Genomic DNA, 18931 nt, shown 5'->3' on the forward strand with positions numbered 1-18931 from the left:
CTTTAATCCCTCTTTTGTTTTTCTTTCTCTCTTACTGTGGCCCCATCATGAAGAATGTGAATCGCGGTTTCACGCTTGTGGAGCTTCTGGTCGTCATTGCGATCATTGGCGTGCTGATTGCTCTTCTTCTACCTGCCGTTCAGCAAGCCCGTGAGGCGGCTCGGCGGATGACGTGCAGCAATCATTTGAAGCAGATTGGTTTGGCGATGCACAATTATCACGACACGTTTCAGTCGCTACCTCCTGGTGGACTGTGGGCGCACGATATGCCGTGGGCGACGTCAGCGCCTGCCTCCCCGAATCCTGCCCGCGGAGGTGCGTTTACCTGCCTGCTGCCGTTTATCGAACAGGCTACGCTTCACAACCAAATTGACTTCGCAAGCAGCGCCAGTGTTCACGATCAGTGGGCTGATGGACCTGCGAATACGGTTCGCGTGCGTGAGGTCATCATCGATGCTTACCAGTGCCCCAGCGATACCCACGGAGGGCTCATCCCCGGTACGACGAATGCTGCCCATAACTACTCTGCGAATTACGGCCCGTCCGGTGTGAGTAGTGCCGGGAATCCAAATTGTTCGTGCGCTCAAGGTGCAGCGTTCAACGGCTTCAAGGTCGACAACCAGCATAACCAAGACAACCCTGCCGGCCCGTTCACCCGTGGCGGCAACCGATATTGTGGCAAGTTCAGCGAAACGACTGACGGACTATCGAACACTATTTACTTCGGCGAAGTTCGTTCCGATTGCTCGACTCATGCTCGCAACGGTTGGGCGAACTCTAACAACGGCAGCGGGCTCGTGTCGACGTTGATTCCGATCAATACCGATACTTGTTACGACTCGGCGGATGCCCCCGGCGGTGATACGTGCTACGCGAAGTGCAACTGGAATCTAGAGTTCGGGTTTCGCTCGATGCATCCCGGCGGCGCTCAGTTTGTCCATGGTGATGGCTCGGTCGCTTTTCGCGCCGAAACGATCGACCACGACGCCTACCAACGACTCGGCCAACGCGACGACGGCCAGCCGGTCAACTTGAACTAACCCCACGTCTCTTTCCTGCCGGTAAATAAGTCATGCTCAAGCGAAATCCTGCGCTGATGTTGTCGATCATCTTCTGCCTGGGCACGGTACTGCTGGGCTGCTCCGGCAGTGCCATGTTGCCGGTGGAAGGAACCGTAATGCTCGATGGCGAGCCTCTAAGCGGTGCCGCAATCAGTTTCGTTCCAGCAGAAGGAGGTCGTCCTTCCTCGGGGCATACGGACGATCAAGGTCACTTCACGTTGGCTTCGTTCACCGCCAACGATGGCGTGCCGCCTGGCGAATACAAAGTGACCGTCGTCAAACTGGATGCCCGACGACAAGCACAAGCGGCCCCAGCGGAAGAAGGTTCGGAAGAGGGTGAACAATTGATGGGCAACATCGAGCAAGCGGTCAAGTTCCTTACGCCCATGAAGTACTCGTCGCCTGCTACCACTGACCTGCGAGTTGATGTAACCGATGGGATGAAGCCGGTTCAGATTGATCTTCAATCGGGCAAGTAGAGTGATGTTTCTCGGCTACACGAAAAACGTCGTTGGTGGGTGCCACTGCTAGTTAAAAGTCGAGGATGCCTACTACCCGGTTCACACCGCTGGAAGAGCCGGCAACTAGTGCCGCGAAGTGATCGTCGTGGCTTGGCCGATGGCGACTCGTTCGCCTGAGCGGATATAGCCCCACTCGCCGATGCCGTCGATTTCAAACTGGACGAACATATTGTCTAGCTTGCGCGAGCGTATCAATATCGACAGGCTGTCTTCAGATAGTTCGATCTGGCTTTCTCCCTGGTCGCGACGGTCGAGCAGTTGCACGATCTCCGGATCTTCCAGCAGTTCTGCGTTATCTGGCACGATCGAGAACATGCAGTCTCCTTCGATATCGCCAGGCGGAATCGCACAGAGAATAAAGCCGATATGCTGTGTGCCGTCGAGAGTCTGCAGGACGATGGCTTTCATGACACGAATTCAAGGGAATCGAGGGAGCAGATTGATATTGGTTCTGTCGATTTTACTCCAACTTTCATGAAACGTGCCCTCTTTTTCTTATAATCGGTCGAGACTAACCCCTAAGACCAGCGAGCATCCATGGCTTTCGATCCCACACCGATTCGAGAAAACCTAGTTCAACACGTCGATCGGCTGGCAGGCTTGATTGGCCCGCGGATACTCGCCAAGCCTGAGTCCATCAGCGCATCGATTGGCTATATCAGTTCGATGTGGCAGGCGATGGGCTACGAGGTTCGCGAAGAAACTTATAAGTCTTCCGATGGCTCGGCTACCAATCTGGTGGTCGAAATCCCCGGCACATCTGCCGACGACGTGGTCGTCTTGGGGGCCCACTACGACACGGTCGCCACCACGCCAGGCGCCGACGACAACGCTTCGGCCGTGGCCGTTTTGCTGGAAACGAGCCGATTACTGAAGGACGTCTCGCCCGGAAAAACGCTTCGCTTTGTCTCGTTTGCCTGTGAAGAGGCTCCCTACATGAGCTTAGGCTCGATGGGAAGTCAGTATCATGCTTCCCAGGCCAAGCTGCGCGACGAGCAGATCGTGATGCTTTGCTTGGAAATGGTGGGATACTTCCGTAATGAGCCTGGCTCGCAGAAGGTGCCGGAAACGATTCCCAAGTTTCTGCACTGGCTCTTTCCCAAACGAGGCAACTTCCTGGCGGCCGTCGGAAATTTGAATTCGTGGCAGCTCTCTTGGGCGTTTCGCCGAGGCTTTAAGAAGGCTTCGCGGCTGGGGCTCTTTTCAATCTGCTTGCCGGAAAAGATCCACGAGATTCGCCGGAGCGACAACAGTTCGTTTTGGGATCAAGGGTACCCGGCCCTGATGCTGACCGATACCAGCTTTCTGCGAAACCCACACTATCACCAGCCGAGCGATACGCCAGACACGCTCGACTACGACGCCATGACGCAGGTAACACAAGGAGTTGCCAGCGCGATACAAAAGCTGGCTCGCTGTTAAACGATACGCCGCCCCACGTCTTCGACCGTTGCGACCCATAGCTGGTACTGATCGCCTTGCTGCCAAAGTAGTTTCAACTCGCAGTCGTCGGAACTGATCCTCGTAAGCGTCTGTCCGGCGAGGGGGACTAAAGAATCCGTCGCAAGATGCCTATGCCGGTCAACCCACGTCTTTAATTCGTCGAGAGAGGCCTCGTGTAAGCCGGGCCTTCCTCGTAGATGGGCAAGCGTTTCACAAGCCGCTAAAGCAGCACTGGCTTCGTTCGCATAGAAGAAACCATCGGCCTGATTGACCTGCTCAAGCGTTGTTTCGATCCATGCCAGATCGTCGCACAGCAACAAGCGGTCCAGCCAATCGCACGCGGCATCGTTGTCGAATATCTCGTGCCCCCAAGCACCCATGAACCCTGAATCTCCACTTGTGTTCTGACCTTTCCCTTCAAAATACGATCTTGCGCGTCATTACACAATGGACATAGGAGTCTCAAAGAAGAAATTTACTATTCTCAAGCAATTCGGGAATAATTCCTCGTAAATACCCACATCCAGCAGGGCACCCCCGAGGAGGGTTCGCCAGCTCGTTACTTTCCTTCAGCGGCCAGATGCCAATCGGCACCATCGGCCATGATGCTATCGTTAATCCCCAGGAGCTTGCCCTTGAGCTTTGTTAGCAATTCAGGCTTTTCCTTCGCCAAATTGTGCTTCTGCTGCGGATCTGCTAGAAGGTCAAACAACTGATAGTTGGTATAAGCTCCGTTCTTAATAAGAGGAATCCACTTTTCTTGAAACATATTATTGGTGCTCATCTCGTAATCACGCTCGGCAACCAGGCTATATCGACCATCTCGGATGGCAACGATCGGGCTCGACCTTTGCAGATGCCAGTAAAGAGGTTGGTGTCGGACAAACTTCGCCGCACCTGGCGTTAGCAGCGGTGTTAGATTGCTCCCGTCCAGGTGGCGTCCCTCAGGAGGTTCTATGCCCAGCAAACCGCAGACAGTGGGCAAGATATCGACAATCCCGGCAGGTGTTTCGTTGCCGACTACCTGGCCTGCTTCAATGGTCCCTGGCCAGTAGAAAATCCCCGGCACGCGAATTCCACCTTCCCAGTTCACTCCCTTCTTGCCTCGCAGCCCTCCGGTGCGATCGTCACGATAGCTGCCGTTGTCTGAGGCGTAGATGATCAGCGTATTCTCCGGCTTATCAATTTCATGCAGCTTGGCCACCAGACGTTCGATGGCGAGATTTGTGTTGTCGATGGTGCCGGAGTAGATCGCTGCTTTGTCGTTCTTTTTGCCATACGTGGTAACGATCTCTTCCGGTGCGGCGATCGGTGCGTGGGGCTCGTGGAACCATACGTTGAGAAAGAATGGCTTCTTTGCGTCGCGGTGGTGGTCGAGCCAGTCGATTGCTTCGTCGGCGACCAACTGACACGAGTAACCTTCCAACTTGCCGACCGGCTTCCCGTTGCGAATGAAGTTGTTCGGATTCTTATGGCTAGGCTGGGCGTTATTCCATGTGGCAAACCAATAATCGAAACCGTGCTGATCTGGCGTGGGCTTGTCGTATTTCTCGGTCGGCAAACCAAGATGCCACTTACCAATGTGCGCCGTGGCGTAGCCCTCTTGCTTGAGCACCTCGGCCAAGGTGTTCTCGCGAAGCAGCAAATGCGATCTCTGCGACTCGTCGTGGATCCAGCTATAAACGCCGGCCCGAATATGATGACGGCCTGTTAAAAGGGTGGCTCGCGATGGCGAGCAAACCGCGCAGCCAGAGTAAAACGCTTCGAACCGTACGCCACCGGCTGCTAGGGCATCGATCGCCGGTGTCTTTACCGGACCGTCGTAGCACCCGATATCTTGATACCCCAGGTCGTCGGCTAACAAGATGACAACATTCGGCTTAGGGGCGGCCGCGATCGCTGATAAAGACATTGAAAGCGATGCAAACGCAACGGCGACGAACAGGGCAGGGCGAATCATACGTAACCTTTCAGCGAGCAGGGGCAAGTATCAAGGGGAAGGAAGTCGCGACGAGAAGGGAAGCACTCGGTTCGTGAAGGTATTATCTCATCTTTCCCCTGCGGGAAGATAGAGGATACACGGCTCGACCGACAAAGGGACCTGAGGTAGACGACGTTTCCCCTCCCAACTATCGTGTAGCGAAGACTGCTCGTTGTCAAAAAAAGATTCGCCAGCGAACTTTTCTCGCGGCATGTCTCCCGTCCACCTCACTCAATCTGCCGCCATCCCCTTCGTGATTGCCTGCTTTAGGAATGCCGCGATGCCTTCTTTCAAGTTGATTTGTTTGCTGTTGTGTCTAGGCGCCGCGTTCACTTCCACCAGGGTGCTTTCTGCGGAAGAGCCGCCCTATGATCCCTCGCGATTGGAAGTCACCACGCTTGTCACTCAACTCAAGCAGCCAATGGAACTGGCCGTGGCCCCGGATGGACGAGTCTTCTATATCGAGATCAAAGGGCAACTGAAGGTCTACGATCCCACCACGCGTCAAACGGAACTTGTCGGCGAAGTCGAAGTCACCACCGCTCAAGAGAACGGTTTAATCGGCCTGGCGCTCGATCCTAGCTTCGCAGAGAACCACTGGGTTTATTTGCAGTACTCTCCACCAGAGTTCCCAGGGCAACATGTGAGTCGTTTCACGTTGGTTGATGGCAAGCTCGACATGGGCAGCGAAAAGATCCTGCTTCAATACGAAGAGCAGCGCCTGCAATGTTGCCACCACGCTGGCTCGCTTGAGTTCGGCCCAGATGGATGCCTATTTATCGGCACCGGCGACAACACCCATCCGCACGGCGATTCGCACGGCTACGCACCGATCGACGAGCGTGACGATAAGTTCCCCTGGGATGCCCAGAAGTCTTCGGCGAACACCAAAAGCTACAACGGCAAAGTGCTGCGAATTCGCCCCTTGGCCGACGGTACGTATGAAGTCCCTGATGGCAATCTGTTTTCTAAAGATGGCTCGCAGGGGCATCCCGAAATCTACGTGATGGGTTGCCGCAATCCGTGGCGTATCAGCGTCGACCAAAAGACCGGCTATCTGTACTGGGGTGAAGTGGGTCCCGATGCCGGGAACGATGGCCCGCGTGGTCCGCGCGGTTACGACGAAATCAACCAGGCCAAGCAAGCCGGTAACTTCGGTTGGCCTTACTTCATCGCCGACAATCAGGCCTACCATGATGTCGACTTTACCAACGAAAAAATTGGTGCGAAATTCGACCCGGCCCAGCCTGTGAACGATTCTCCTAACAATACCGGCATTCGCGAGCTACCCCCGGCCACCGAAGCATTTATCTATTACCCTGCCGCGGCATTCGAGAAGTTCCCAGAGGTTGGCTCAGGCGGGCGAACCGCTTGTGCCGGCCCCACGTACGACTTCGATGCGGCCAACCCCAGCACGACCAAGTTCCCACCACATTTCAGCCGCTGCCTGTTTGTTTACGAATGGTCTCGTCACTGGATCCTGGCCGTTCATCTGACGGCAGAATCCGAGATCGCGTCGATCGAACCCTTCATGCCCAATCACAAGTTCACCCGTCCGGTCGATATGCAATTTGGCCCGGACGGGGCACTGTACATGCTGGAGTATGGCGAGACGTGGGGCGTCAACGATGACGCCAAGCTGGTCCGCATCGACTACGTGCGCGGCAATCGGCCTCCCACGGCGATCGCTTCCGCCGAAAACAATACCGGCAAACAGCCGCTGGCGGTTAAGCTTTCCAGCAGCGGCACGCTTGATAAGGATGGCCAGGAGCTTAGCTACGCCTGGAATGCCTACCGTGCCGGCGCAGAAAAGCCAACGCCAAGGCTCCTTTCGACCGAAGCGAACCCCGAAATCACTTTCGATGAATCTGGCGTTTACAACGTCGAACTGACCGTAACCGATCCTTCCGGAGCAGAAGCCGTGGCCTCGGTCCCGGTGATCGTGGGCAATGCACGACCGAGCGTCACTTTTCTGGCCCCGCAAGATGGAGACTTCTTCGACTCGCTGGCCGCGATTGGCTATCGGTTGAAAGTCAACGACATCGAAGACGGCACCTCTGACTTCGAAGAAGCCGACCAGACCGGCGCCTTGGAAATCGACCTGGAAGCACCACGCCGAACTGCGGTCAACATGACCTTAGGTACCGGCAGCATTCCTCGTGGCCCCGGAGGCGAAGTTACCGACAACGATCCGATTGGTTTACGGCTGATGAAGAAAAGCGACTGCTTCAACTGTCACGCAGTCGATGGGCTGCGGGTGGGGCCGCCGCTGGTGAAGATCGCTGAAAAGTACCGTGGCAACGACCAGGCCTTGGAAGCCTCGGTCAAACGCGTCCGCGAAGGCTCGGCCGGCGTGTGGGGCAAAGTCCCCATGCTACCGCACTCGCAACATTCCACCGAAGAAATTCGGGACATGGTCGCATGGGTGTTCTCACTGGAAAAAGACAACGCGGTGCGTGTCTTCGATGGCTTTGTAGGCAACATCGAACTCACCGACGCGGAAGTCGAGAAAGCAGGCTACGTCCAGCTCGAGGCCAGTTATCAAGACCTGGGTGCCGGAGAGATCCCACCACTAGTCGGCACAGCGAAAGTCTTTCTTCGCCAGCGTAAAATCGAAGCCGAAGCAGCGGACGAGATCGCCGGACCACGCCCTCTCGGTGGCCACACGGCTTCCGGCGGCAAGTTTCTCGGGGCGATCAATCACAACCACTTTGCCCGTTTCGATCAGATCCCTCTCGATCGCGTCGGCAGTCTGACGTTTCGCGTTACTTCCGCAGGCTCCGGCGGCCGCATCGAAGCACGCTTGGATGCCCTCGATGGCCCAGTCATTGCATCGGCCCCGGTGGAAGTGAATGGCAGCTGGGATGGGTTTCATGATGTTTCATCCCCGATCGAACCCCAATCTGGCCGACACGATATCTACATCGTGTTTCTCAACGAAGATCAGCAAGGCGGCCTAATGAATCTTGATAGTGTGACGTTTGCGCCGAACACGCAATAATCATCAATTTCACTTAGCGGGCAGCTGCGATCATTTGCCGTCTTGTTCACTCGAGCAGAGCCGCAGTGGGCACGCAGATCTTACGTGTAGCCACACGCTCGCGCGATCAATAAACATATTTTGATTGAGATATATTTCTCTTTGCCCCTTATTCCGAAGGGGCATGCCTTCGGTTAGGCGCATATTTAACTATTTTAATTTTATTTACCATTGCACCCTGCTAATATCTTAACGATAACGATGCAAGAGGGCCCCCCTCTAAACAGGTAATTGCGCAGCTAAGTGACCCACTGCACTTTGGTTTCCGCAAGTCATCCTGCCTTTCTCCTATTTCTATTATAGCTATTCCCCCTGATTGTCTCTTTCGAAGGAGCCTCGAACATGCACACGTCTCCACTCATGAATCTGCGTCGACCGAAAGCCTTTACGCTTGTCGAACTGCTGGTGGTCATCGCAATTATTGGTGTTTTGATTGCCCTTTTGTTACCCGCGGTTCAGCAAGCACGTGAAGCCGCACGCCGTATGCAGTGCAGCAACAATCTCAAGCAGCTCGGCCTGGCGTTGCATACTTTTCACGATACCTATGGTGCACTGCCGTGTGGTCAGGTCGACGACGACAACGACAGTTTCGGCTGGGGGTTCCTGATTCTTCCGCAGTTGGAACAAAACAATCTATATGAGCAAGTCCTGGCCGTAACGTCCGGCAGCAGTCGCCCTGTGATCGTTTTGCAAAGTGGAAGACACACCCTGCCAAATCCACCGTGCACCAGTGGCGAGAACATCGATGGCTGCGGCGCCTGGTCTCGCAATCGCCCAGGAAGCGGTGACCCTAATGCTGATGTCGCGACAATCTTGCGCCAGAAAAGTGCCATTGTAGATGCATACCTGTGCCCTTCGGATGTATTACAAGTTCAGGATGATGAAGGAAACCCGAAGACCAACTACATCGGGAACATGGGCTGGGCATTCTCGGATTACGGATGTGCTCGCTACAGTGCCAGCAATCAGAACGGCATCCTACGATTTGACAACCAAAATAATACCACGTTCATGACGAAATTCGCAGAAATCACGGACGGCTTGAGTAACACCGTCTGTATCGGTGAAGTCTCGATCACGAATAACGTCACGCTCTCGAAAACCGACAGCGGACGATATCCAATTTACTCCGGCGGCAACGGAGGTGGATGTAACGGACGCGATATTGCTGCCAACCTGCGTTTGATGGATACCGACTTCTATATCAATCGACGCGATGCCACAGATGAATCGGACATGAGCTTTGGGAGCCAACACCCAGGCGGTGCGCAGTTCCTGTTCACCGATGGCTCGGTCCATTTCATTCCGGAAACCGTCCAGATGAGCGTTTACCGTGCGATAGGATCCCGCAACGACGGCGTTGCGTTCGAGCTTCCCTAGTGGATTGCCTCTCGATCACCCAGCAAGCGTGCCGTTCAAGTGGGTAGCACGCTTTTCAACCACGCTCGTTCTGTACCAAGTCTCCCCATTTGGAATCCAAGCAAATTACGATGAAGTACGCACCAATAAAAATCGCTGCCGTTCTGGCGCTGGGCATCCTGGGATGCAATTCGCAGAATTCAAGTATCGCTCCTGTCACAGCCACCGTTACGCATAGCGGTACGTCTGTTACCGAAGGTGTGATTACCTTCATGCCGGAAAAGGGTGGAAAGCCCGGCTCAGGCAAGATTAACTCGGATGGGACCGTCACTTGGACAACCTACACCGAAGGTGACGGCCTTACCAAAGGCCCCGGCAAGCTAACCTTTACGCCTCCTCCGATCCCAATTCCGGAGAATCTCAAACCTGGCGACTCGCTGCCCAAACACAAACTGGCAGACCTAGCCCCTGAAGAACCTTCGATCACGGTCAACGACGGCAGCAATACGCTTACCGTCGAGTTAGTCAAGAAGTAGCTCACGTTGGGTTTCGACGCCTCCTTCAAGGGACCGAAGAGTCAGACTTTTAACCACGGATTACACGGATAGCCACTGGTGAATTTCCAAGTCGGCTTTGCCAACGACATTTCTAATCGCTGTTTATCCGTGTAATCCGTGGTGGGTCTTCTTCTCTGATGTGGGTGCGATGCGTTTTGCTGCTCGCAACCGACAAGAGTCCTATTTACCAATAGGCCATTTTCGACCGAGGGCTTTTTGTTGCATCTCGGTCAGATCCTTGATGCCTCCTTTGGCCAGCTTTAATAGCTTTGCCAGTTCGTCATCGCTGAAGGTGGCTTCCTCACCAGTGCCTTGGATTTCGATGAACTTCCCACTGCCGGTCATGACAACGTTCATGTCGACCGTCGCGGCGAAGTCTTCGACGTAATCCAGGTCGAGTACCGGCGCACCATTCACGATGCCCACGCTAATCGCGGCCAGGCTGTCTTTGAAGACCGATCGCTTGGCATCTGGCAGATCAATCGTGCTGACGGCGTCGACCAGGGCGATGAACGCTCCGGTGATGCTGGCCGTACGCGTACCACCGTCGGCGTCTAAGACGTCGCAGTCGACGGTAATCATCTGTTCGCCCAAAGCTTCCAAATCGACGACCGCCCGTAGGCTTCGACCGATCAGCCGCTGAATTTCCGTCGTACGTCCGTCGACCCTTCGCGACTTACGCGTAGGCGTGCTGCCGGGAAGCATGTTGTACTCGGCAGTAACCCACCCCTTTTCGCTCCCTTTGAGCCACGGCGGGACCGATGATTCGACGCTGGCCGTGCATAGGACCGTGGTGGTACCGGCTTGAATGAGCACGCTACCTGGAGCGTTCTTGGTGTACTTTCGCTTTACCTTCAAAGGACGAAGCTGAGACGCGGAACGACCATCGTGACGGGGCATGGAACTAGCTTTCGGTGAGAATCAAGGAGTTTTCGAAGGTGTTAGGCAACACTTCGTAGGGTGCGAGTCGTAAAGCGAAGCGGAACGTATCGCACCCGATGCGGTCTCCGTCGGTAAGCAATGCGTGAACATTGTTTGTGGTGCGATGCGATTTCGCTGCTCGCACCCTACGGGACTACGAAAGTACAGGAGTACGGGAGTTTTGTTAGTCGACGTGGATCTTGTCGACGGCTTCGGTAAGGAGCCAGACCAGCAGCCCCTTTTGGGCGTGCATGCGGTTACCGGCTTGCTGGACGATGCGACTGGTCGGGCAGTCCATCACTTCGTCGGTGACTTCCTGCCCCCGCTTGGCAGGCAAGCAGTGCAGGAAGATCGCGTCCTTTCCGGCGGCATCCATCAGCTTCTGGTTGACCTGAAAGTCGGCGAAATCTTTCTCGCGTTTGGCCTGTTCGGTCTCTTGCCCCATGCTGGCCCACACGTCGGTATAGACGGCACAGGCCCCTTCCACTGCGGCAATCGGATCGGACATCTGTTCGATCTTCACATTGGGGGAAACCTTCAAGATACGATCGATAAACTCCTGTTCGATCTCGTAACCTTTAGGGGCCGCCAGCGTGAAGTCCATGTTCATCTTGGCACACGCTAGAGCCAGGCTGCGCGAAACGTTATTGCCATCGCCGACGAAGACCAACTTCTGGCCTTCCAGCTTGCCGAACTCTTCTTCAATGGTCATCAGGTCAGCCAACGCCTGACACGGATGGCACAGGTCGGTCAGGCCGTTGATGATAATCGTATCGGCATACTTGGCCAGCGTTTCGACCTTGTCGTGCGACTTGGCTCGACAGACGATCACGTCCAGGTATTGGCCGATCACGCGGCTGAAATCTTGAGGAGCTTCTCGCTTGCCCCAGCCAACATCTTCGCCAAGGAACAAGCTGCTGCCGCCCAGCTGAGCCATGCCGGCTTCAAAGCTGACACGGGTTCGTAGTGAAGGCTTCTCGAACAAGAGCCCTACCACTTTGCCCTGCAGAATGGGCTCGCGGACGCCTGACTTCAAACGTGATTTCAGCTGATGCCCCAGCTCGAAGATTCGCTTTAGTTCGTCGTCGGAAACGTCAAAGAGGCTCAAGAAATGTCGCATGGAAACGATCTCGCGATGGAATATTTAGGGGCTCTTTGGCACCCAAGTAGAAAAGAAATTACTCAGCCGTAGTTGGCAGGTTTTTCAACACCTCGGAAAGGATATCGCATCCGCGATGGACTTCTTCCTCGGTGATGTTCATCGCCGGCAACAAACGGATAACCCGTCCTTGCGTGCAATTGATCAAAAGCTGCTTCTCGAGACAGGCCTTCACGGCTGGGGCCCCGTCTACCGAAAGTTCCAGGCCGATCATCATGCCGACAATGCGAACTTCCTGAATCAGATCGCACTCGTCTTTCAGGGCCGTTAGCCGCTGACGGAAGATCTCGCTGACCTGCTTGGACTTCTCTAACAGGCCATCCCGTTCGATCTGCTGAATCGCCGCAATGCCAGCCCGGGCGGCCAGCGGGTTGCCACCAAACGTGGCCGCGTGCATGCCGGGCTTCAAGCTGTCGGCAATCTCCGACGTTGTCACCAGGGCACCGCCGGCGACACCACCGCACAAGCTCTTGGCCAGTGTCATGATGTCTGGCTGAACGCCAAAGTGCTGGTAAGCGAACCACTCGCCGGTTCGCCCGCAACCTGTTTGAACTTCGTCGAAGATCAGCAGCAGGTTGTTCTCGTCGGCAATTTTTCGCAAACCTTCCAGGAAGCCTTCGGGGGGCAACTTGACGCCGCCTTCCCCTTGGATCGGCTCGATCATGATCGCACACGTATGCTCGTCGACCAGATCGCGTACCGCTTCTAGATCACCGTGCGGAGCATAGCTGAACCCGGCCATCATTGGGCCGATATTCTGATGATACTTCGGCTGGGCAGTGGCAGTGACCGCTCCATAGGTGCGACCATGAAAGCCGCCAAGGAAGGTGATGATCTTGTATTTTTCGTCTGGCGTATGCAAACGGGCCAGCTTAATGGCCGCTTCGTTGGCTTCCGCTCCGCTGTTGCAGAAGAACGCTTTGCCGCCGAAGCTGCGATCGGCCAGCAGCTTGGCCCATTCGCCTTGCACGTCCATGTGCCAGGTGTTGGGGACATGAATCAGCTTAGCCACCTGATCTTGCACGGCGGCGACGACCATTTCAGGGCAGTGGCCCAGCAAGTTGCAGCCCCAGCCGGGAAACAGGTCGAGATACTCTTTCCCTTCGGCATCCCAGATTTTCGAGCCTTCGCCGCGGACCAGGTTCACCGGGTAGCGTACGTAATTGGGTACAACGTACTTCTGGAACAACTCTACAGTGTCCGTCGAGCTCATCGGCTCGGTACCGGCGGAAGCTTCGGTCGTCGTCATGGCAGGTTCTCCAAGACCAGGGGTCCAATAATGGGAAAGCTAATGGACAGCGGTCAGACCTAATATGTTCGGTGTATCTGGTATTCTTGTCCCCTTTCCGCAATGGGCGAGGGGACATGATGAGGGGAGGAAGACGTTCTATAAAACGATTTCCGTTCCCACCCCGGTGTTCGTGTAAATTTCCAGCAGCAACGAATGCCGTGTGCGGCCGTCGATGATGTGGATCTTGCTGACTCCACGGGCCAGGGTTTCCAGGCACGCTTCCACCTTAGGAATCATGCCGGAAGCGATTTGGCCTGACTTGATCATCGATTCGGCCTTCTCTCGGTTCAGCGAATGGACCAGCGTGTCGGGGTCATCTTTGTCGGTACGCACTCCGTTGACATCGGACAGGAAGACCAGCTTCTCGGCCCCGAGCGCTTCGGCCACGGCGTTGGCGGCCGTGTCGGCGTTGACGTTCAGCTTTTGCTCGGTCTTCTTGTCGATGCACATGCTCGGGATGATGGGCACCTGACCGGCGTAACACAGGTTTTCGATCGTGGCTCGGTCCACTTCGGTCACGGTGCCGACGTGCCCCAGGTCGATCTCTTCGCCGTTTTCGCCGGGCAAGGTCATCCGCTCGCCAAACAACACACACTGCGGATCCAAGTTCAGGCTCATCGCCCGGCCGCCGATGTCTTCGATCTCTTGCGTGATGTTGCTACAGACTTTACCGGCGAGAACTTCCTCGACAATCTTCAGCGTGGCGTCGTCGGTGTAACGGCGTCCTTGAATGAAGTGAGGCTCGATCTTGGCGTCGGCCATGGCCCGGCTGATGGCGGCCCCGCCTCCGTGGATGACGACCGGACGCATGCCGACCGTTTCCATAAAGACGATGTCAATCAAACAGTGCCGCAGCGCGTCGGGGTTTTCCATGACGCTTCCGCCCAATTTAATCACGGTGACTTTGTTGCGGAAGCGGCGGATCCATCCCAAGGCTTCAATCAGGACGTCCGCTTTCTCGATGGCTTCTTTCAAGGATGATTCTCTGAAAAGTGGAGCAAGCTCCGAGGTTGGTCATGCTTCGAACGAACGGTACGAGAGATAAACCGCTGAGAAGTCCGGTTTCCCCTGTCTAAGCACCCTACGTCCGGGAAAACCCAACATTTTACGGTCGTTCAAATCCCCGTGTCAACGCAAGACACCCCAGTTTCCCCCACTACGGTACGGGTAAGCTAGGGACAACGCGTGAAGATAGGAAGAAGATGGAAGCCTGGGGCAATAAATCCAGGAGCTTGGAACCCTTCCCCGCTGAGTTTGGAGGTTACGAGGACTCCAACGCCAGGTTTGCTACGTCGGTACCGCCTCGGGGAACCTCGATGAGCAGCTGCGTATCGTTGTTGTAGCGGGGCGGGACGCGTTCCTTGGTTAACCCCATGATCTCGCCATTGGGGCCTTCCTTGCCGACGACCGTACTGACCGATACTCGGTGCTGGCCAATCAACGCGCCTTCCTCATTTTTCAGCGAACGCAGCGTGTAGTGACCGTCGTCGTCGGTTTTGGCGTAGCTGCCGTAGCCGGCCTCAAGGTCGCCTTCCTGAGCGATCGGCTCGAAGCCGACGATTGCGCCGGCTAACGGTTCGCCATCCAAAGTCACTAGGCCAGAGACTGGGGCGATCTTGTCCGATCCGAAACAGCCAACCAACAGGCAGAGCGATACGAGCACCACGATTCGCGTGAGCGTCATGCGAAGTTCTTTCCTGCGAATAAAGACTACGGCAACGTAACGACTTCGTCTCGGCTGATCGTAGAGAGCGCCTCGAAGACCACATTGTCGATCGTCTGCGGAATGCTCGTAACCGAACCATCGCACATTGCAAAGTTGATCGTTCCGGCGGCATGCAGGGCGCCGAATGCCCGATAACACTTCCAGTGCTGACTGTTGCCGGTTGCCGCGTAACATGCCTCCCAGTCGGGGATACGCGTGTAAGACTCGGGCTGCGCGGCACCCAGGTTATGGAAGCTGTGCGAGCTGGCCCAGAAAGTCTTGGTGTCTGGTCGCGTCTTGGTGTGATATTCGCCAACGAGCAAGGTATTGGTCGAACCGTCGGTAATTGTGGCGAAACGCTCCCAGCCCAAACCGTTTACACCCGAGACATGCAGCGGGCCGATCGATGTTTTTTGCGAAGCGTTGTAGCTGCCGGCATAAGGAGGATAGTCGAAGTACCCGTTCGCACCACCAAACCGCCGCCCGACGTTTCCTTTGTACGAGCCAGGGGCGATGTCGATGCTTAAGAGCTGGCTAGGCTGGGTGAGGACCTCAGAATTCACATCTGACGGACACAACATGGCCGGCAGAATGGTCGTCAGAACATCTTGATTGTCGACGTGCGAGTTATGGACGCTCTGATTGTATTGCTCGTATAAAGCCGGCTGTTCCAAAAACGGCAGAATACCAATGGCCCAGTTGCTCAGGCTTTTATCGGCAGCCGTTGTCGTATTTAAGTTGACACTGCCGGCGGGAAATACTTTGTAAGTGTCGTGATAGTTGTGCACCGCCAAGCCGATCTGCTTGAGCTGGTTGCTGCACTGCATCCGACGAGCGGCTTCGCGAGCTTGCTGCACCGCTGGAAGCAGCAGCGCGATCAGCACACCTATGATCGCGATTACGACGAGAAGCTCGACGAGCGTGAACCCACGCACCGTCCGAGAGTTGGACAAGTTCATAGCAAAGTTCCTGAGAAAAGATAATGAGGAACCGGCAAACCAGAGGGGAAGGCGACATCAAGCGCTTTACCCCACCTGCAAAGGGATTAGCCACACTCAAGGTAAAGTAATTTTCGAATCTTGGCAATTTTATTTCTAGCGCATTGCGTGGTTTCGTCAGTAACATTGGCCTAGGTCGAATGGGGAGCCTGGCGTTACGATAAGGCGATTGAGACTTTGATCTGGTAAGGGTGCTGCTATCATGCGAAATGTCGTTCTCGCTTTCCTATTGCTATTGGCTTCTGCTCAAGTAGCGACTGCTCAACGAGTTAACATCAACGGCCCAGGCAACGTGCGACTGCCTGAGGGGCTGGTCACCTATATGCAGTACCTGCAAGAGGAACAGCTCGAGTCGCTGCAGCTGTTTACGACCTATCTGGAAGAGCGGGTCAAAGAGAAAGCGGTCCCCGAAGGCGTGCTGCTGAACGTGCAAGCGATTTACACTGAAGCTCAGCTCCGCGCAAGTGGAGACAAAGTAGTCAAACAAGAGAAGCTGGGTCAACTCGTCGAGATTTACGACAAACGAAAACAATTGGACGCACAGAACCCCAATGCCACGTGGTTCGGCGTGAATCGGTTAAAATTAGGGACGATGATGCAAACCGAATACGAGGCCTTTCGTCGAGAGGCCGAACAGCCTAAGAAAGCGTCCCCGCGTAAAGAACGATGACTCACTACGCCTCGTCCATTCCGGCTCCCCAAGTCAATTTGATCGCTGAAGATGGCCAGCAAGTCCCTTTGGCCCACCTATACGCACAGCGTCCGCTGCTTCTGCAATTCTCGCGGCACCTGGGGTGTGTCTTTTGTGTCGATCACGCTAAACAATTGCTCAAGCATTACGAGACATTCGCCAAGCATAATCTGGGCGTGGCCCTGGTCATCATGGGCAAAGCGGACGAAGCCAAGAAGTTTCGTGAAGCACTAAAACTAACTTTTCCGGTATATGCCGACCCCGACCAAAGCGTCTATCAGGCGTTTGAAGTGCCTCGAGGCAATGTGTGGCAAGTCGCCGGACCGCATCTTTGGTGGGAAGGTCTCCAAGCCCTCAAGCGTAGTGGTATCGGTCGCCCACGCGGCGACTTGATGCAGCTTTCCGGCACATACCTCATCGACACCAATGGCCAGATAGTCTGGAACTACCGACCATCTTCATCGGCCGAGTTTCCGAATGTCGACGAAATCTTAGTCGCCGCCGACACCCTCTCGCCTATCGCGGATGCTTAACCCGCGCAAGGTGAACCCACGGCCATCTTTCGACATCTAGTGCCTATAATGCACGTTTCCCCTCTTGCGCCCTTTCGTACGATACATCCGGCATGTCGATGACGCAGCTCGAAGAGACGGCCCCGCGAACGTCCATGACGTCGAAAGGGGACCTGCGCGCCGTGATGACGATTGCCACACCGGCGCTTGCCGAGCAGTTCCTGGAGTTCTGCGTCGGCACGGCGGATACCTATCTGGCCGGTAACTGTTTGTCGGCTGAGAACTCGGTACCGGCCGTGGCTGCCGTCGGTTTGATGGCCTACACCTGCTGGATGATATTCGTCATCTGCGCGTCGATCGGCATCGGAGCGACGGCGGTGGTGGCCCGCAACATCGGGGCTGGTAACTGGCAGGACGCCGAGCTTGCCACCGAACAGGCCATTTCCCTGGGCATGATCCTAAGCTTGATCACGACGGTGGTGCTTTGGTTTCTGGCCGACAACTATATTGCCGCGATGCAGCTCGAAGGTCAGGCCTACGACATGGCCCTCTTGTACCTTCGTATTCTGATTCCCGCGATACCAGGCTTCATGATGATCGCGATCACGACTGCCTGTCTTCACGGTGCCGGCGATACGGTGACCGGCCTGATCGTGATGGCGATCGTCAACGTTTTAAATCTCGTGATCAGCGCCGCTTTGGCGATCGGCTGGGGCCCGATACCCACACTTGGCTGGAGTGGTATCGCGATCGGAACGGCCGTCAGTCATGCCATTGGCGGGCTGCTTCTTCTGGCGATCCTGTTTCAAGGAAGGGCTCATCTGAAAGTTCAGTGGCGCGGTATGTGGCCGAATATAGAAAGAATGCGGCGACTGCTGCGGGTCGGATTGCCTGGCGGCTTGAACGATGCCATCGTGCTTAGCTCGCATCTTTGGTACCTGGGCATCATCAATAGTCTGGGCACAACGCAAGCGGCCGCCCATGGGCTGGCCATTCGTTTAGAGTCTCCTGGCTTCCTGGCAGCCTGGGCATTTGCCGTGGCCGCGTCGTCGTTAACAGGACAGCATTTAGGGGCCAGCAACCCAGGCCGAGCAACCCGAGCGACGCTCGTATCGCTGATCATTTGTGTTGTGTTGCTCTCAGCGTACTCGCTGATGATTATCGGCGGCGGCGAGTGGGTTACCGCCCTTTTTCTAGGCTTCCCGAAAGAAGGGACCACGGCTTATGCGACCAGCGAATCCGTGCTGAGAATTCTGTGGATCATGGCCGCATGCTTGCCGTTTTATGCCGTGTTCACGGTGATCAGTGGCTCGCTGCGCGGGGCAGGCGATACGACTTGGCCGCTGCTGATTACGTTCATCGGATTCCTGCTGATCCGCATGCCGTTTACCTATTGGTTGGCATGGGAAGCCATCGAGATCCCTTTCACCGGCATCGCCCTGAGCGGCATCGGCTGGGGCCTGACCGGTGCCTGGGCCGCCATGCTGTTGGATAACGTTACCCGAATGGTTCTCATCCTGCTGCGTTACTGGCATGGGGCATGGACGCGGATTGAGGTTTAGTTCTGCGAATTAAGAAACGAGCAGAGACACAAGTCGATTAACTTGACACCAATTTTCACATCAAAAAAACTGCTTGGCCTTCTTGTTGTAAGTTCAAATAATTGCACTAACTGCATTTGATTGAAAACGA

18 protein-coding genes are annotated in these 18931 nt (G+C 55.5%); 9 read left to right on the top strand and 9 right to left on the bottom strand.

The window, feature by feature from the left end; translation table 11 throughout:
* The first annotated feature begins 47 nt into the window (after nt 1–47).
* Nucleotides 48–1040, top strand: coding sequence for a DUF1559 domain-containing protein (locus HOV93_RS08880; RefSeq protein ID WP_207396131.1), 993 nt, complete (start codon nt 48–50; stop codon nt 1038–1040).
* A gap of 32 nt (nt 1041–1072) precedes the next feature.
* Entirely contained in the window at nt 1073–1540 is a 468-nt protein-coding gene (locus HOV93_RS08885) for a carboxypeptidase-like regulatory domain-containing protein (protein WP_207396132.1), read from the top strand.
* Nucleotides 1541–1645: 105 nt separating this feature from the next.
* On the opposite strand, the gene HOV93_RS08890 is transcribed toward HOV93_RS08885, so the two are convergent.
* A complete protein-coding gene (locus HOV93_RS08890; RefSeq protein WP_207396133.1) occupies nt 1646–1990 on the bottom strand; it encodes a hypothetical protein in 345 nt (114 codons plus the stop codon).
* A gap of 129 nt (nt 1991–2119) precedes the next feature.
* On the opposite strand from HOV93_RS08890, the gene HOV93_RS08895 reads away from it, so the two are divergent.
* Nucleotides 2120–3004, top strand: a complete 885-nt coding sequence (locus HOV93_RS08895) for a M28 family peptidase (RefSeq protein WP_207396134.1) — start codon at nt 2120–2122, stop codon at nt 3002–3004.
* Here the strand turns inward: HOV93_RS08895 and HOV93_RS08900 are convergent.
* Together HOV93_RS08900 and HOV93_RS08905 are read right to left on the bottom strand one after the other, a co-directional pair.
* Nucleotides 3001–3405: a DUF4259 domain-containing protein gene (locus HOV93_RS08900; RefSeq protein ID WP_207396135.1), complete on the bottom strand. Its 405-nt coding sequence runs from the start codon at nt 3403–3405 to the stop codon at nt 3001–3003. The two genes, HOV93_RS08895 and HOV93_RS08900, sit on opposite strands and share 4 nt — an antisense overlap.
* Before the next feature lie 179 nt (nt 3406–3584).
* Complete coding sequence (locus HOV93_RS08905) at nt 3585–4985, bottom strand: sulfatase family protein (RefSeq protein ID WP_235990023.1); 1401 nt, start codon at nt 4983–4985, stop codon at nt 3585–3587.
* 301 nt (nt 4986–5286) lie between these two features.
* Here HOV93_RS08905 and HOV93_RS08910 point away from each other — a divergent pair, with 301 nt between their 5' ends.
* The 3 genes from HOV93_RS08910 to HOV93_RS08920 all read left to right on the top strand — a co-directional run bounded on the left by HOV93_RS08910 (nt 5287) and on the right by HOV93_RS08920 (nt 9941).
* Nucleotides 5287–8007 (top strand): PQQ-dependent sugar dehydrogenase, encoded by a 2721-nt coding sequence (locus HOV93_RS08910; RefSeq protein WP_207396136.1) that lies wholly within the window; start codon nt 5287–5289, stop codon nt 8005–8007.
* 381 nt (nt 8008–8388) lie between these two features.
* A complete protein-coding gene (locus HOV93_RS08915; protein ID WP_207396137.1) occupies nt 8389–9426 on the top strand; it encodes a DUF1559 family PulG-like putative transporter in 1038 nt (345 codons plus the stop codon).
* A 110-nt stretch (nt 9427–9536) separates the two neighbouring features.
* A complete protein-coding gene (locus HOV93_RS08920; RefSeq protein ID WP_207396138.1) occupies nt 9537–9941 on the top strand; it encodes a hypothetical protein in 405 nt (134 codons plus the stop codon).
* Nucleotides 9942–10142: 201 nt separating this feature from the next.
* Here the strand turns inward: HOV93_RS08920 and rph are convergent, their stop codons facing one another.
* The 6 genes from rph to HOV93_RS08950 form a co-directional block, all read right to left on the bottom strand.
* Nucleotides 10143–10862 (bottom strand): ribonuclease PH, encoded by a 720-nt coding sequence (gene rph / locus HOV93_RS08925; RefSeq protein ID WP_207396139.1) that lies wholly within the window; start codon nt 10860–10862, stop codon nt 10143–10145.
* Between the two features lie 205 nt (nt 10863–11067).
* Complete coding sequence (gene argF, locus HOV93_RS08930) at nt 11068–12003, bottom strand: ornithine carbamoyltransferase (RefSeq protein WP_207396140.1); 936 nt, start codon at nt 12001–12003, stop codon at nt 11068–11070.
* Between the two features lie 58 nt (nt 12004–12061).
* A complete protein-coding gene (locus HOV93_RS08935) occupies nt 12062–13291 on the bottom strand; it encodes an aspartate aminotransferase family protein (protein WP_207396141.1) in 1230 nt (409 codons plus the stop codon).
* A 138-nt stretch (nt 13292–13429) separates the two neighbouring features.
* Nucleotides 13430–14308 (bottom strand): acetylglutamate kinase, encoded by an 879-nt coding sequence (argB, locus tag HOV93_RS08940; RefSeq protein ID WP_207396142.1) that lies wholly within the window; start codon nt 14306–14308, stop codon nt 13430–13432.
* A 286-nt stretch (nt 14309–14594) separates the two neighbouring features.
* Nucleotides 14595–15017 carry a carboxypeptidase regulatory-like domain-containing protein gene (locus HOV93_RS08945; protein ID WP_207396143.1) on the bottom strand — a complete coding sequence of 141 codons (423 nt, stop codon included), beginning with the start codon at nt 15015–15017 and terminating at the stop codon, nt 14595–14597.
* A gap of 26 nt (nt 15018–15043) precedes the next feature.
* Entirely contained in the window at nt 15044–15997 is a 954-nt protein-coding gene (locus tag HOV93_RS08950) for a DUF1559 domain-containing protein (protein ID WP_207396144.1), read from the bottom strand.
* 241 nt (nt 15998–16238) lie between these two features.
* Between HOV93_RS08950 and HOV93_RS08955 the strand changes: the two genes are divergently transcribed.
* The 3 genes from HOV93_RS08955 to HOV93_RS08965 all read left to right on the top strand — a co-directional run bounded on the left by HOV93_RS08955 (nt 16239) and on the right by HOV93_RS08965 (nt 18801).
* Nucleotides 16239–16706, top strand: a complete 468-nt coding sequence (locus HOV93_RS08955; protein ID WP_207396145.1) for a hypothetical protein — start codon at nt 16239–16241, stop codon at nt 16704–16706.
* The gene (locus HOV93_RS08960) at nt 16703–17260 is read left to right on the top strand and encodes a peroxiredoxin-like family protein (RefSeq protein WP_207396146.1); all 558 of its coding nucleotides are present in this window, start codon (nt 16703–16705) and stop codon (nt 17258–17260) included. Before HOV93_RS08955 ends, HOV93_RS08960 begins: the two co-directional genes overlap by 4 nt.
* A gap of 92 nt (nt 17261–17352) precedes the next feature.
* Nucleotides 17353–18801 (top strand): MATE family efflux transporter, encoded by a 1449-nt coding sequence (locus HOV93_RS08965; RefSeq protein ID WP_207396147.1) that lies wholly within the window; start codon nt 17353–17355, stop codon nt 18799–18801.
* The last annotated feature ends 130 nt before the right edge of the window (nt 18802–18931 follow it).

Source organism: Bremerella alba (genome assembly GCF_013618625.1).
Classification (GTDB): Bacteria; Planctomycetota; Planctomycetia; order Pirellulales; family Pirellulaceae; genus Bremerella; species Bremerella alba.

Excerpts from the sequence above, each read along its gene's own strand:
- HOV93_RS08920 (WP_207396138.1), top strand. The coding sequence starts at position 9,537 with ATGAAGTACGCACCAATAAAAATCGCTGCCGTTCTGGCGCTGGGCATC.
- rph (WP_207396139.1), bottom strand. The coding sequence starts at position 10,862 with ATGCCCCGTCACGATGGTCGTTCCGCGTCTCAGCTTCGTCCTTTGAAG.
- HOV93_RS08965 (WP_207396147.1), top strand. The coding sequence starts at position 17,353 with ATGTCGATGACGCAGCTCGAAGAGACGGCCCCGCGAACGTCCATGACG.
- HOV93_RS08915 (WP_207396137.1), top strand. The coding sequence starts at position 8,389 with ATGCACACGTCTCCACTCATGAATCTGCGTCGACCGAAAGCCTTTACG.
- HOV93_RS08960 (WP_207396146.1), top strand. The coding sequence starts at position 16,703 with ATGACTCACTACGCCTCGTCCATTCCGGCTCCCCAAGTCAATTTGATC.
- HOV93_RS08955 (WP_207396145.1), top strand. The coding sequence starts at position 16,239 with ATGCGAAATGTCGTTCTCGCTTTCCTATTGCTATTGGCTTCTGCTCAA.
- HOV93_RS08900 (WP_207396135.1), bottom strand. The coding sequence starts at position 3,405 with ATGGGTGCTTGGGGGCACGAGATATTCGACAACGATGCCGCGTGCGAT.
- HOV93_RS08890 (WP_207396133.1), bottom strand. The coding sequence starts at position 1,990 with ATGAAAGCCATCGTCCTGCAGACTCTCGACGGCACACAGCATATCGGC.
- argF (WP_207396140.1), bottom strand. The coding sequence starts at position 12,003 with ATGCGACATTTCTTGAGCCTCTTTGACGTTTCCGACGACGAACTAAAG.
- HOV93_RS08905 (WP_235990023.1), bottom strand. The coding sequence starts at position 4,985 with ATGATTCGCCCTGCCCTGTTCGTCGCCGTTGCGTTTGCATCGCTTTCA.
- HOV93_RS08935 (WP_207396141.1), bottom strand. The coding sequence starts at position 13,291 with ATGACGACGACCGAAGCTTCCGCCGGTACCGAGCCGATGAGCTCGACG.
- HOV93_RS08880 (WP_207396131.1), top strand. The coding sequence starts at position 48 with ATGAAGAATGTGAATCGCGGTTTCACGCTTGTGGAGCTTCTGGTCGTC.
- HOV93_RS08945 (WP_207396143.1), bottom strand. The coding sequence starts at position 15,017 with ATGACGCTCACGCGAATCGTGGTGCTCGTATCGCTCTGCCTGTTGGTT.
- HOV93_RS08885 (WP_207396132.1), top strand. The coding sequence starts at position 1,073 with ATGCTCAAGCGAAATCCTGCGCTGATGTTGTCGATCATCTTCTGCCTG.
- HOV93_RS08910 (WP_207396136.1), top strand. The coding sequence starts at position 5,287 with ATGCCTTCTTTCAAGTTGATTTGTTTGCTGTTGTGTCTAGGCGCCGCG.
- HOV93_RS08895 (WP_207396134.1), top strand. The coding sequence starts at position 2,120 with ATGGCTTTCGATCCCACACCGATTCGAGAAAACCTAGTTCAACACGTC.
- HOV93_RS08950 (WP_207396144.1), bottom strand. The coding sequence starts at position 15,997 with ATGAACTTGTCCAACTCTCGGACGGTGCGTGGGTTCACGCTCGTCGAG.